We start from the raw sequence: 14,310 nt of genomic DNA on the forward strand, positions 1-14,310 counted from the left end.
TAAACTATTTTATCTCGAACTTCACCTTTTTAATTCTCCGGTTGTCGGCAGCAACAATGGTAAAAACACAATCGTTATACTTGATCACATCATTCTTTTGAGGTATTTGACCTTTCAGCTCCAATATAAGTCCTGCCAGGGTTTCGGCATCGCCCCTAACTTTTGCAAATAATTCCTCATCGGTGTTGGTGATCTTATGAAAATCGTTTAGGAACACCTTCGCCTCAAACACCAGGGAGCCATCGGGCATGCGGGTATAAAACGCCTCATCATCATCCAGCTCATCACTAATATCTCCAACTATTTCCTCCAAAATATCTTCAAGAGTAACAATGCCCATGGTGCCGCCGTATTCATCAACCACAATGGCCATATGAATTTTTTCTGCCTGAAACTCTTCTAAAAGATCGTTAATCATCTTGTTTTCGGGCACATAATAGGCCTTTCTGATAAGGGATTGCCACTCAAAATCAGCAACTTCATCGAGATGCGCCAAGAGATCCTTCACGTACAATATCCCTTTTACATTATCGGGTGTTTCATCATACACCGGAATGCGCGAATAGCCCGAATCAATAATAACCTGCAGGACTTTGTTGTAGTTGCTCTTTATTTCCACGTCAATAACATCCACCCGGGCCGTCATAATTTCTGCAACATCAATGTTACCAAACTTCACAATCCCTTCCAGAATATCCTTCTCCTCCGAGATATCATTACCTGTCAACTCTAATGCCTGCGAGATATCGTCCATCGACAGACTCCCCACTTTTTTGGCAATGCGCCGATTGACGATATTAGTGGATTTTGTGAGGATGGCACTTAACGGACTGAGTAAACGCGTCAGCACCATTAACGGATAGGCCATTACGGCTGCAAATTTCCGGGGATATTGTGAGGCATACACCTTAGGCAGTATTTCCCCAAAAAACAGAATCAGTCCGGTGATAAAAACCACCTCAAAAACGAACTTGATTAATGCATCCTGTCCAAGATTAACAATACTGGCCACCAAAAAGGAGGTGAGAATAACAATTGCAACGTTTACAAAATTATTGCTGATAAGGATGGTTGCCAAAAGCGTTTCCTTATTCTTCAGATGCTTAAGAACTTGCTTGTTTTTTTTAGTTTCGTTTTCTTTTAGAAATTGCAAATCAGCGGGCTCGAGCGAGAAATAGGCCACCTCTGACCCTGATATCAGGGCCGAAAGCAATAGCAAAAACAGATTGATAATAATCGCAATAAGTGTACTTATTGAAAAAGGTAAAAATTCCAGTCCGTGCGAACTGGAACTGAATATTAAACTGATACTATCGGTTTCCAAGTAGGTATTTTTAAATTATTTTCTAGAACGGAAGGTCGTCTGTTTCATCATTCCCTAAAAAGGTATCTTCCTGGGGCGCATCGTTCACTGGCTTTGATGGTGCCGACTGATGTCCCTGCGCCATTGCCCCGCCATTCTGATCCGATGCAGCCGGATTGTCAGACTTTCTTCCCAAAAGCTGCAGATTATCGGCGAACACCTCTGTTATATACCGCTTATTTCCGTCTTTATCGTCATAAGAACGGGTTCTGATTTTTCCCTCAATAAACACCTGCGTGCCTTTTTTCACGTAGCTCTCCACAATCTTAGCCAATCCTCTCCAGGCAACAATGTTATGCCACTCTGTTCGCTCGGGAATAGTTTGACCATCGCGAGATGTAAACCCTCTCTCGGTGGTTGCTAACGAAAAGTTAGCCACTGCCACATCATTATCCAGATATCTAACTTCAGGGTCTTTCCCTACATTGCCTACTAAAATTACTTTATTAACCGACATGGTTCTTTCTGTTTAGGTTTTATGATGTTTAAAAATACAAAACTTTAAAATTAAAACAAAAGTAGCTTAATCCTGCTTAAGTCCGATTCTTTCATTGAGAAAGTTAGCAATCAACTGAGGGAAAGGGTACTTATGAACCGTCTTAAGTGGTACTCCAAGGTAATTACCCTTGAGTTTCTCCAAAACAGATTTGTCAGCCACGTAAAAGGAGGCATAAATAATTTGATGACTTAAAACATGTTTATACTCGTTTACCAAAATAGGAACTTCTACCACCGCTCCAACCAGTTGTTGAATCGGAATATTTTTGGCGGCCTCTATCACGGGCAGTTGATACAAATTTTTCCACACATCATCACCCTCTCGTTTCTCCAGATAAATTTGCCCTTCGTCTTCAATAAAAAGGTAATGAAAGTAACGCTTTCGTTGTCTTATTTTTTTCGATTTTTTAGGCAAACTGGTAATCGTACCGGTCGCAAAGGCCATGCAGTCTTCCCGAAAGGGACATTCGCCACACAACGGGTTAACGGGCTTACACATCAGCGCACCAAACTCAATCATGGCCTGATTATGATCACCTGGATGACGATGATTAAGCAAATCTTCGGCTATCTGAGTAAACAGTTTCTTCCCTTCGGTGGTATCAATTGCCGTTTCAATACCCTTTAGACGCGATAAAAACCGATACACATTGCCATCTACAGCAGCATGAGGCAGGTTAAAACAAAACGATGCAATGGCAGCAGCAGTGTATGGACCGACCCCTTTAAGCTGCAAAATTTCCGGATACGATTGTGGAAAATCACCCTTCAATTCACTAACAATATACTGTGCTGTTGCGTGCAAATTTCGGGCGCGAGAGTAGTAGCCCAGCCCCTGCCAGAGCTTTAAAACCTGCTCTTCGGATGCCTGTGCAAGATGCTTGATATCAGGAAACTGATTTACAAAACGCATATAGTAAGCAGTCCCTTGCACAACCTGCGTTTGCTGCAGGATAATTTCGGATAACCAAACCCGATATGGATCAGTTGTTGATCGCCATGGAAGAGGTCGTTTATTTAAGTGGTACCATTCAAGCAGTTTTATTCCGAAATCCGTCATTATTAAAATTTTAAGCAAAAATAATGCATTTGTTTTTTTTTATTGAGATTTCATTTATCTTTGCAATCTGAAATTCAGAAAAAGACTGTAAATAATTGATAATTAAATAATTTTAAGAAAAAATGACAAAGGCTGATATCGTAAACGAAATTTCAAAAAATACTGGAATTGAGAAAGTTACAGTTCAAAAGACTGTTGAGGCTTTTATGGATACAATCAAAGGTTCTTTGGTTAAAGGTAAGAACGTATATTTGAGAGGTTTCGGTTCTTTCGTGGTGAAGGAGCGCGCTGAGAAAACAGCTCGTAACATCTCTAAAAATACTACAATTATCATTCCAGCCCACTTCATTCCTTCTTTCAAGCCTTCGAAGAGCTTTGTAACAAAAGTGAAAAATAACGTAAAATAAATAATTATAACCATTTAAAACGTTGAGCCATGCCAAGTGGAAAAAAGAGAAAAAGACATAAAATGGCTACGCACAAGCGTAAGAAAAGATTGAGAAAGAATCGTCATAAAAAGAAGAAGTAACCTTCTTTACGTCTTAAAATTTTAGCAAACAGAAAGTGAAACACTTTCTGTTTGTTGTTTGTATTTATACACAACGATCTTTGAAATAAATTGCGATCATATAGTGAATGCAGAACTGTTTGTAGATGTCACTCCTGATCATCTTTCATTAGCATTAATGGAAGATAAGCGTTTAGTTGAACTCCGTAAGGAAACCAGTAATGTTCAGTTTGCGGTTGGCGATATTTACTTAGGTAAGGTTAAAAAAATCATGCCTGGTTTAAACGCCGCCTTTATTGATGTAGGGTACGAGAAAGATGCTTTTTTACATTATCTAGATCTTGGACCACAATTTCGATCCCTACATAAATTCCTGAATATTGCATCAGCTAAAAAAGGAGTTGTGTCTTTGCACAAACTAAAACCGGAGCCCGACATTAACAAGAACGGCACCATTCCGGAAGTTCTTACAGCAGGGCAACAAGTACTCGTACAGGTTGCCAAAGAACCGATTTCAACGAAAGGACCTCGGTTAACATCAGAACTTTCAATAGCAGGAAGAAACATTGTCCTATTACCATTCTCCGACAAGGTTTCGGTCAGTCAGAAACTTTCTTCCTCGGAAGAAAGAGCCCGACTTAAGAGACTTTTAACGAGTATTAAGCCTAAAAACTTCGGTGTCATTATCAGAACCGTGGCAGAAGGCAAGCAAGCAGCTGAATTAGATAAAGAACTAAAAATGCTTGTTAAACGCTGGGAAGAGCATACGGCTCGAATTAAAGACGTGAAAGCCCCAGGCCTGGTAATGGGCGAAATCGGACGCACTTCTGCTTTGTTAAGAGACATACTAAATCCGTCGTTTAATGCTATTTACGTGAATGACGAGGATGTATGTAAGGAGATTAAAGAGTACGTGGGACTTATTGCCCCGGACCGACAAAAGATTGTAAAACATTACAAAGGAGCAGCAGGTATTTTTGACCAGTTTATGGTAAACCGTCAAATTAAAGCGCTATTTGGCAAAACCGTTTCTTTTAAGAGCGGGGCCTACCTAATAATAGAGCATACCGAAGCCCTTCATGTTATTGATGTTAACAGTGGAAATCGCTCAAAGTCCGCTTCTAATCAAGAAAACAATGCCTTAGAAGTAAACCTGGCTGCCGCCGATGAGATAGCCAGGCAATTGAGACTACGAGATATGGGAGGCATCATTGTTGTCGACTTTATTGATATGCAGAATAATGAAAACCGCCAAAAGGTTTTCGAAAAAATGAAACAGGCCATGGCCTCCGATCGAACCAAACATAACATCTTACCTTTAAGCAAGTTTGGATTGATGCAGATTACACGCCAACGCGTAAGACCTGAAATGCATATTAATACCGTTGAAGGATGTCCAACCTGCAATGGAACCGGCGAAATTGTACCGGCCCTATTTTGGCCCGATAAAATTGAAGCTGCTGTAAAAAAGTCTGTGCAAGACCTAAAAATGAAAAAATTGACCCTGAATGTGCACCCCATGGTGTATGCGTACCTCAAAAAAGGTTTTCCTTCACACGTTTTGAAGTGGAAGTTTAGATATACGCATGGCCTAAGAGTAGTACCTTCCGACTCACTAGGAATACTAGAATTCAAGATATTAGATAATGAAAAACATGAGGTTGACCTGTCATAGGTCAACCTTTTTTTGTTTCCGGTGATATAAGTCATGTAAGATCATTCGCTTCAAATGTCACCCACTTTATGCTTTCAGGTGTCTTTAAACACACAGAGAGTACGACAAATACAAAACTATGAGGGCATTACATCCAGGCGTGCGTAAAATCATACGAAACGAACCAACATTAACGTTTCTATAACAAGCGCTCCTATGCAATGAAAGCTGTAAAAGTTGTAACTTTGTAGGCATATATAGATATAGTTACATATCTTAATCATGGGTGAAATTGTGGGAATAGTCAGTGTACTATTGACCATTTTCCCGTTAGAGGCATTGAATAATTAATAATAACACAGGCAGATATAACTAATAAAAGATTGGACATAAGCTCCAAATCCGGATTAGTTCGATACGGCAACTGAAAACAAATTAAACGCATGAAAAGAACATTAGCAGCATTGGTACTTATGTTGACTGTTTTGGCAGGCAGTTTTGCCCAGATGGAGTCACATATTACCTGGAAATTTTCTACAAAAAACCTTGAGGACGGAAAGGTTGAAATCATCTGTGAAGCAACAGTGGACGAGGGATGGCATGTATATTCTTCTGTTTTACCAGAAAACACAGCCGTACCAACCAATATCGAGGTAGAAGAAAGCGAGGCATATACCATCCTGGATGGCATAACAGAAGAGCCTCAGCCAACAACTCATTACGACGAAACGTTTAAAGCCGAATTACAATGGTTCGAAAAGAAGGCTACATTTAAAAAAGTAGTTCAGCTAAAACAAGAAGGCGATGTAGTCATTAAAGGGTATATCGAATCGATGATATGCAATGATGAAACCTGCATGCCACCAGAAATGGTTGATTTCGAACTAACAGTGAACACATCGGCTCCTGCAACCGCAGAACTAACTGCTGCTGAAGAAGGCGCAGAAGAAGAAGAGTCGTATTGGGGTATTTTTATTCTCGCATTTGGTGGCGGCCTTGCGGCACTTCTAACCCCTTGTGTATTCCCAATGATTCCAATGACCGTAAGTTTCTTTACCAAAACAAGTGCCACTAAAGCAGCTGGTATTAGAAACGGTATTTCCTATGGTCTATCAATTATCGTGATATATCTGATATTAGGCGTTGCTGTTTCAGCTATTTTTGGAGCCAGCGCTCTGAATGAGCTGTCTACGAACGTTTGGTTCAACCTGTTTTTCTTCTTGCTACTTATTGTTTTTGCAGCCTCCTTCTTTGGTGCTTTTGAAATAGTAATGCCAAGCTCTTGGGTGAACTTCGCCACTAAAAACGAAGAGAAAGGTGGTTTAATTGGTACCTTTTTCATGGCATTTACATTGGCTTTGGTATCCTTTAGCTGTACCGGACCTATTGTTGGCGCTTTACTTGTAAAAGCAGCTACAGGTGGTTACATGGGACCTATTGTTGGGATGCTTGGTTTCTCATCGGCATTGGCACTGCCATTTGCCTTCTTTGCAGCTTTCCCGGGCTACCTGAATACCCTTCCAAAATCAGGCGGTTGGTTAAACTCTGTAAAAGTTATTCTAGGTTTCTTAGAATTAGCATTTGCCTTTAAATTCTTATCAATTGCTGACATGACAATGGGCTGGCACATTCTTGAAAGAGAAGTGTTTATTGCCATTTGGATTGTAGTATTTGGCGCGATGGGTTTCTACCTGCTTGGAAAACTTCGCCTACCGCACGATTCACCAATGGAATACATCCCTGTATCAAGGTTTCTAATGGGACTGCTTGTGTTAAGCTTTACCATCTATATGATCCCAGGCTTATGGGGTGCACCGGTTAACCTAATCAGTGGTTTCCCTCCTCCGAAAAACTATGCTGAATCACCATTTGGTGTGGGCGATCAAACACCAGTTCAAGGCATTGTGAGTAGCGATAATCATGGTGGTGGAATGCCAGAAGGAATGCACTATGGCCCTCAAGGTATTCCTGCCTTTAAAGATTACGATTTAGCTTTGGCTTACTCCAAAAAAGTAAACAAGCCACTACTACTTGACTTTACTGGCTTAGGCTGTACAAACTGCCGTAAAATGGAGGACAAAGTGTGGTCAAACGAGTCGATTAAAAGCATGCTGGCTAACGACTACATACTAGTATCACTTTACGTGGATGATCGTAAAAAGCTGGACGAACCTTACGTTTCGGAGATTACTGGCAAAAAGATCAGAACAGTTGGTCAAAAGTGGGCTGAGTTCCAAATGGAGCGCTACCAGCAACAAGGGCAACCATACTATGTTATCATTGACGAAAACGAAAACACATTGAATACGCCTGTTGCGTATGACCCTGATGTTAAAAAATACAAGAACTGGCTAATTGATGGCTTGGAACAGTATAAAAAGAAGTAACTCAAATTACTTTATAAGAATTTAAGAATAAAGCCCTTTCAGAAATGGAAGGGCTTTTCTTTTGACAGGAAATTATAGGCGTTTATGGACAAAAAAAATAGATTAGTAAAAATCTGGGACCATTCCTAGTATTTAAATGGCTAAATAACATAGTTTTAACCTATTAATGCTACAAATTAAAGCGCATGAATAAGTTATTAACCATCGCCTTCATACTCGCCCTAATTCCTGGTTGGACACTTGCTCAAAACATGGGGCAATTATCAGAAGAACAAATTTACCGCAAAGGAAATAAATACAATACCTGGTCTGTATCAGTGGGTGTAGGTCCCTTGATCTATTACACCGATGTAATCGACTACACCGTATTTCCAAGCAATAACTGGAAATTTGCCCCAACCATAATGCTCAGCAAGCAGTTTAACAGACCTTGGGGGATTGACCTGCAATGGCTCCGAGCCGATATGTACGGGCAAAAAAACAGCCGGTATTTCGAGGGCAATCTTTATGATCTAACCATTAACGGAACATTTAATATTAACCAGCTTGCTATTTTTGGTCCAATCAACGATAAATGGAACATTTATGCCAAGTTGGGGATTGGCCTTACTTATTTCAGAAGTAAACTGCATCGCCTAACCGAAGGAAGCTATACCGACCCGAACACTGGCGAAATCGAATACCTCTCGCCCGGTGATGTTCTGCGGGTAAAGCACGTCTATGAAAAGGTGGCCGGCTACCCTACGCCTCATGGCTGGACAGCCGATGACTATCTTGTGCTTGGCTACGAAAGACGTGGCGAAGGTGCTCCTGATAAAAAAACTTCCCGCCAGAGTGAAGTGGTAATCCCAATTGGCATTGGCGTTAAATACCGCCTTAACAAGAATTTTGACATCGGAACAGAAGTATTAATCCGTCAGATGAATGCAGACAACCTGGATGTGAACCTGACGGGTGCCGATAATGACAGTTACATGCTGGCCTCGGTTAACTTAACCTATAAAATAGGAAAGAAGAATAAACGACATGCCGCATGGACCTACAAAGACTTCAACATTAACTACAAACGCCAACGCCACAATGACCCGATGGCCCTTAAACTGGATTCACTTAAAAAGCAAATTGAAGACATAGCCGCTCTGGATTCGGCACAGGCAGATACCACGGTTATTCTCACCGAGTCCATCGAATACAAAAAAAGTATATCCACATCCATCTTCTTTGACTTTGATAAATCTCAAATCACCAAAGAAGCGCATAGGGAGCTGGCTAAGGTAGCCCATGTCATGAAGAAGGATCAATCACTGCGGGTAAAGATTGTTGGCTATTGCGATGAGAGAGGATCGTATGAATACAATGTGAAATTAAGTCAACGCCGCTGTAACGCTGCACTTAAAACACTAACCGAAGATTACAATATTGACCCTGACAGGTTTGAAGTTGATTATAAAGGCGAAGCAGAACTGCTCTCCGATACTCAAAAACTAGCCCCAAGAGGCGTACACCTTGTCAACCGAAGAGTCGATTTATATGTGATCATTGAATAGAAATATGGAAAGGCTGATTTATATATCAATTATACTAGGCATGCTATTTGGCAAAGCGACTGTTACTCAGGCCCAATTTTCGACTGATGACAGGCAGCTGGAAGAACACATGCGTTACTCAAGGGACAAATCATTTAACACCTGGTCAATTGCTTTTGGCTATGGGCCCCTGATTATGCAAAACGACCTGACCTCCTATGCGGTATTCCCGGATAAACACTGGAAGTTCGCACCCATGCTGAAAGTTTCGAAACAGCTTCATCCGGCCTGGGCCATCGATCTTCAGCTGTTTAACGGCGACTTTCGTTCAGGTAATGAGGAATTCTACAGTGCAGGGAACCTGACGGATTACTCAATAAATGCCATTACCTATATCAACCAATGGTTTGCCTATCCCGGACCAATGCGCGACCGATGGAATCTCTTCATGAAATTAGGAGTAGGCGTCACATCTTATCGTACCCGGGTTCATTATACAGCCAATGATAATGTGGTTCATTATCGCGACTGGGCCTCAGAGAATGCAGATGGCGGTTACCTGGTGCTGGGATATGACAAAGATGATCCATATAAAAAAACGAACCGTGTCAACGAATTGGTTGTACCTCTGAGTGCCGGCGTGCAATACCGTATTAACCGAAGCTTTGACATTGGCCTCGAAACTTCGATACGATGGTCATTAGAGGATAAACTGGATAATGTATTAACCGGCGCTGATAACGATAAGTACTGGTATACGAACATCCATCTGGCATATAAAATAGGTAAAAAAGACAAACGCCATTCACGCTGGACACATCGTGGATATGGTTTTAACGTGTTTGACAAACCCCGAAAAGATCCTCTGGCTGATGAAGTGGCACTTCTTGAGGAAGAATTAAGACAACTAGAGTCTGAAAGAATACTTACGGTCGATAGTATAACCATCAAGCACCATGCGCAACGCATCTATGGAAGCATAAATATGGTATCGGTGTATTTTGATTCTCCACACAAACAGCTGACCACTAAAGATCAGGTAGAGCTGGCCACCATTGGCCTTTACATGGCCAAAAACCCCAATAGCACAGTCGATATCTACGCCTATAACAACAGCAAGGACAATAAAGCTGAAAATCTGGAAATTAGTGCACAAAGGTGCCAACAGGTATTATCCTTTTTTGTTGATGATTTGGGAATAAACGAAGAGCGCTTTAATTTGCACCCTAAAGGCGATGACGACGAGCTGATGCCTGAACAAAGCAAAAACAGCGTTTTACAAATGATTAACCGCCGAGCCGACATTGTTGTTTCCACCCCCTGATTGAACCTTTATTGGCTTTGTCCTGTTTATGTTTTAGCTAAGTGTTGCACATTGCAGCCAAAAGCATGCTCGTAAAAGAAAAAGGCAGTCGTCTATTAGTCTTTTACAAAAGAACAAACGTTTATTAACTCTTTAACAGTAGCTTATGAAAAACATGAACCGGTTATGGTGTAAGGGAGTTAGCGATAAGGATTTTATCTTTGATGTGTTTAAGAAAAAGGGCTTTGTTCCGTATACAAATACGAATCAACAAATATCCAATCCTTCTGAATACGCAGACAACGAGTTAGAAACTGATAGCAACGCCTCTCCCGAACCAGAGAAGTAATTGAGGAGAAATGACAACCACATCTACTAACAGACAGTTACCTATTGCCTATTTTGATGGGCAATGCAACTTCTGTTTTGCGTTAATTAGATGGCTCAGCCAGTTCGGTGCGAATAAAAAAATGCATTTAATCCCCTATCAACTCATCAGCAATGACCCACCGGAAGAGCTCACAATTGTCTACCAAACAGAAGTGTATCAGGCGGGAAATGCGTTAATCCAACTATTGACTTTCATGGGCGGTGTTTTCCTCGTGCCGGCACTACTTCTTAAACTTATACCAAAATCACTGCTACAGAAGTTATACTATTGGTTTGCAAATAACCGCTACCATTGGTTTGGCACCACTTCGTGTCCGCTGCCTTAAAGCTCCAATTTACCAGCCTGCTCCTCGTTGTATTTTTTTGCCAACAAACTCAATAGCCTACTAAAATTTTTGATAGCCTGGCTGGTTTGTTCCGATACTTGTTGCTGCTTAAGTTTTAAAAGAAACGCGCTATAAATAGCAGTCAGGCAAATTTCGATGTCGTTACTTAAACTATTTCCCGATTTATTATCAAACTCCTGAATAGATGCAGCCATGCTATTGTACAAATGCTGATAGGCAACCTCATTAGGGGCCTTTAACAGCTGATTATGCAATCGATTAACATCATTCACGGTATTGATTGTAATCTGTAAATGTCCCTTTTCTACCTTGTTTTCAAGACGCATCATTTCTGTTAGATTAGCCCACCATTCGCGGATTTCAAGTGTTAGATTTTCGTCTTGCTTATAGCCAGTTATGATGTGTTTGTCAATGAGGGACATATCAAGCTTATTGGCACGAATTAAATCCTCTACCTGCCACATATACAGAATATACTCAATAATATTCTCTTTCTTTTTTTGCTGTGCGATAATCATAATCTATCTTTTAAAAATCCCAATCTCCATCCTGAAGCTTTTCCAGGTCCCGCCGATCTTTTTTAGTTGGACGACCAAGGCCTCTAGCCCGGTTGGCATTACTGGCCAACCTAGCCAGTTCCAACATTTCTAGCTGCTCAGGAGGGGTAATATCTTTTATAAAATCAGGAGTAAGCTTGGCTCCCATACGTTTTTCAGACGTATCAAGCACCTTGAATCGACGAGTAATTGGCGGCACCCGAATGTCTATTTCATCACCCATTTTGATCATTCGTGATGACTTAACAGGCATATTGTTTATGGAAACCCTTCCTTTTTTACAAGCTTCAGTAGCGAGACTTCTTGTTTTAAACAATCGCACCGCCCATAAGTATTTATCGATACGTACTCCCGAATCACTCATTGCTAATCATCTTTTTTATGCACCACTGCCTTATTTATTATTAAACTGACTCATTGCCTGTGCGGCCCCCACTGTTGCAAAGGCATTTACAATATCTTCAGCCACCTTTACCCGCTCCAGTAAGGCAGACCATTCCTCATCGCTCCATCGCCCAAGAACAAAGTCTACTTGCCTTCCTTTGGAAAACTCATTGCCAATACCAAAGCGCAAACGGGAGTAGCTGGCCGTACCCAAGGTGCTTTGGATACTTTTTAGTCCATTATGGCCTGCATCACCTCCTTTTGCTTTTAGCCGGAGCGTACCAAAAGGTAAAGCTAAATCGTCGACCACCACCAAAAGGTTGGAGAGAGGAATTTTTTCCTTCTGCATCCAATAATTAATGGCCTTTCCACTCAAATTAACGTAAGTATTTGGCTTTAGCAATAACATATTTCGCGCCTTAAACTTATAGGTGGCCACGGCCCCATAACGGGCTTCTTCAAACTTAACATTATTACTTTTTGCAATGGCATCAAGCACCTCGAAACCAACATTATGGCGAGTTTGTTCATATTCCTCACCAATATTTCCTAAACCAACGATCAGATACTTCATGTCTGAAGGAGTAATATCTTTTTCTTTTTTCGAAAATAAATTCAACAGCCCGAACATACTATGCAATTAAATCTCAAAACTATGACGGCTAAAATACAAAAAACCTCCATACGCAAATATGGAGGTTTTCTATAATGTCGTTTATAATTAACCTTGTGAAGCTTGCTGAGCAGCGGCACGGGCAGCACGTGTAAGACGTACAGCAACCACAACAGCATTCTTAGCATTCAATAGCTCCAAGTTATCATACGCTAAGTGACCCACCTGAATAGTCTTACCAAGACCCAGGCTTTCAATGTTAATATTCAAAGTATCTGGTAAGTGTTTAGCTAAAGCTTTTACTTTCAGCTTACGCTTTTCAAGCTGCAGTTTACCACCAGCCTTAACACCTTCTGCAAGACCTTCCAGCTTAACCGGGATTTCAATTACTACAGGCTTGTCTTCTTTAACTAAAAGAAAATCAGCATGCAACATTTGCTCTTTCACTGGGTGAAATTGTGTATCCTGAAGAATGGTAGGATAAACAGTTCCGTCAACGTTTACGTTGATAATGTATACGTTAGGTGTATAAATAATTTTACGGAACTCAGCCTCAGACGCTGTGAAATGAACGTTTTGTTCGCCTCCGTAAATCACACATGGAACCTGTCCTTGAGCACGTAGGCCTTTGGTCGACTTCTTACCTAACTCGGTACGTACAGTACCTTTAATTTCAATTGTTTGCATAATTCTTTTTTTAAGTGCTACTCAAAATTATAACCATGTGAGGTTAAATTTCCCATCACACGCTTGCTTTAAAAGCGGCTGCAAAGATAATACTTTAGATTAAAAACTGATTGCTTATCGACTGATAATTATATACTTTTTCAATAGTATCGGCAAAAAGTTGAGCGACTGACAAGACCTTAATTTTGTCGCAATTCTGCTTCAAAGGAATTGAATCGGTCACATATAATTCAGTCAGGCCAGAATTTTCAATCCGTTCGTAAGCAGGACCAGAAAGAACGGCATGTGTAGTAAAGGCACGCACACTCCTTGCTCCGGCTTCGAGCATCATATCTGCCGCTTTCGTCAGCGTACCAGCCGTATCAACCATGTCATCAACAATGATCACATTCTTATCGGCTACATCTCCAATAATACGCATTTCATCAACTACATTCGCCTTCGAACGCTGCTTGTGACAAATTACCATTGGTGTTTCCAGAAACTTGGCATAGGTATTGGCACGTTTGGTTCCACCCACATCAGGAGAAGCAATAACCAGGTTATCCAGGTTCATGTGCTTAATATGCGGAACAAAAATGGATGAGGCATACAAGTGATCAACAGGAATATTAAAGAAACCCTGAATTTGATCGGCATGCAGGTCCATTGTTATGACGCGATCAACGCCTGCAGCCTGCAACATATCGGCCACCAGCTTGGCACCAATCGCTACACGCGGCTGATCTTTGCGATCCTGACGGGCAAAGCCAAAATAAGGCATAACGGCTACAATTTTGTAGGCCGATGCACGCTTGGCTGCGTCAATCATCATTAGTAACTCCATCAGGTTATCTGAAGGAGGGAAAGTTGACTGTGCTACAAACAGGTGAGATCCTCTAACGGTCTCTTCATACATAGTTGTAAATTCACCATCGCTGAATTTCAAGCAGTTAACACTTCCTAATTCTCTACCGGAGCAAAGACTAATTTTTTCAGCAAGATACTTGGTACTCGTTCCCGCAAATATCTTAATAGGAGCTTTCGGTGGCAT

At 41.1% G+C, this 14,310-nt stretch carries 15 protein-coding genes; 7 read left to right on the forward strand and 8 right to left on the reverse strand.

Annotated features, from left to right (window positions below):
- Positions 1-4: 4 nt before the first annotated feature.
- From gldE to mutY, 3 genes are all read right to left on the reverse strand, one after another.
- Complete coding sequence (gldE, locus tag ACSX1H_RS01640; RefSeq protein ID WP_439181794.1) at positions 5-1,324, reverse strand: gliding motility-associated protein GldE; 1,320 nt, start codon at positions 1,322-1,324, stop codon at positions 5-7.
- Positions 1,325-1,346: 22 nt separating this feature from the next.
- Complete coding sequence (locus ACSX1H_RS01645) at positions 1,347-1,820, reverse strand: single-stranded DNA-binding protein (protein ID WP_439181795.1); 474 nt, start codon at positions 1,818-1,820, stop codon at positions 1,347-1,349.
- 66 nt (positions 1,821-1,886) lie between these two features.
- Positions 1,887-2,921 (reverse strand): A/G-specific adenine glycosylase, encoded by a 1,035-nt coding sequence (mutY, locus tag ACSX1H_RS01650; protein ID WP_439181796.1) that lies wholly within the window; start codon positions 2,919-2,921, stop codon positions 1,887-1,889.
- Between the two features lie 122 nt (positions 2,922-3,043).
- Between mutY and ACSX1H_RS01655 the strand changes: the two genes are divergently transcribed.
- The 7 genes from ACSX1H_RS01655 (at position 3,044) to ACSX1H_RS01685 (ending at position 11,015) form a co-directional block, all read left to right on the forward strand.
- Complete coding sequence (locus tag ACSX1H_RS01655; RefSeq protein WP_143299799.1) at positions 3,044-3,328, forward strand: HU family DNA-binding protein; 285 nt, start codon at positions 3,044-3,046, stop codon at positions 3,326-3,328.
- 225 nt (positions 3,329-3,553) lie between these two features.
- Positions 3,554-5,104: an Rne/Rng family ribonuclease gene (locus ACSX1H_RS01660; protein ID WP_439181797.1), complete on the forward strand. Its 1,551-nt coding sequence runs from the start codon at positions 3,554-3,556 to the stop codon at positions 5,102-5,104.
- A gap of 422 nt (positions 5,105-5,526) precedes the next feature.
- Positions 5,527-7,470, forward strand: a complete 1,944-nt coding sequence (locus tag ACSX1H_RS01665) for a protein-disulfide reductase DsbD family protein (RefSeq protein WP_439181799.1) — start codon at positions 5,527-5,529, stop codon at positions 7,468-7,470.
- Between the two features lie 185 nt (positions 7,471-7,655).
- Complete coding sequence (locus ACSX1H_RS01670) at positions 7,656-9,017, forward strand: OmpA family protein (protein ID WP_439181800.1); 1,362 nt, start codon at positions 7,656-7,658, stop codon at positions 9,015-9,017.
- Between the two features lie 4 nt (positions 9,018-9,021).
- Positions 9,022-10,320, forward strand: a complete 1,299-nt coding sequence (locus ACSX1H_RS01675) for an OmpA family protein (protein ID WP_439181801.1) — start codon at positions 9,022-9,024, stop codon at positions 10,318-10,320.
- 145 nt (positions 10,321-10,465) lie between these two features.
- A complete protein-coding gene (locus tag ACSX1H_RS01680; RefSeq protein WP_439181802.1) occupies positions 10,466-10,648 on the forward strand; it encodes a hypothetical protein in 183 nt (60 codons plus the stop codon).
- Positions 10,649-10,658: 10 nt separating this feature from the next.
- On the forward strand, positions 10,659-11,015 hold the full coding sequence (locus ACSX1H_RS01685) for a thiol-disulfide oxidoreductase DCC family protein (RefSeq protein ID WP_439181803.1): 357 nt from the start codon (positions 10,659-10,661) through the stop codon (positions 11,013-11,015).
- Here ACSX1H_RS01685 and ACSX1H_RS01690 read toward each other — a convergent pair.
- The 5 genes from ACSX1H_RS01690 to ACSX1H_RS01710 form a co-directional block, all read right to left on the reverse strand.
- Positions 11,012-11,554, reverse strand: a complete 543-nt coding sequence (locus tag ACSX1H_RS01690) for a DUF4924 family protein (RefSeq protein WP_439181804.1) — start codon at positions 11,552-11,554, stop codon at positions 11,012-11,014. The two genes, ACSX1H_RS01685 and ACSX1H_RS01690, sit on opposite strands and share 4 nt — an antisense overlap.
- Before the next feature lie 10 nt (positions 11,555-11,564).
- Positions 11,565-11,957: an RNA-binding S4 domain-containing protein gene (locus tag ACSX1H_RS01695; RefSeq protein ID WP_439181806.1), complete on the reverse strand. Its 393-nt coding sequence runs from the start codon at positions 11,955-11,957 to the stop codon at positions 11,565-11,567.
- Positions 11,958-11,987: 30 nt separating this feature from the next.
- Entirely contained in the window at positions 11,988-12,551 is a 564-nt protein-coding gene (gene pth / locus ACSX1H_RS01700) for an aminoacyl-tRNA hydrolase (RefSeq protein WP_439181807.1), read from the reverse strand.
- Positions 12,552-12,698: 147 nt separating this feature from the next.
- Positions 12,699-13,277 (reverse strand): 50S ribosomal protein L25/general stress protein Ctc, encoded by a 579-nt coding sequence (locus ACSX1H_RS01705; protein WP_439181809.1) that lies wholly within the window; start codon positions 13,275-13,277, stop codon positions 12,699-12,701.
- Between the two features lie 94 nt (positions 13,278-13,371).
- Positions 13,372-14,310, reverse strand: coding sequence for a ribose-phosphate pyrophosphokinase (locus tag ACSX1H_RS01710; protein WP_439181810.1), 939 nt, complete (start codon positions 14,308-14,310; stop codon positions 13,372-13,374).

The organism is Carboxylicivirga taeanensis, from assembly GCF_051851475.1.
Lineage (GTDB): Bacteria > Bacteroidota > Bacteroidia > Bacteroidales > Marinilabiliaceae > Carboxylicivirga > Carboxylicivirga taeanensis.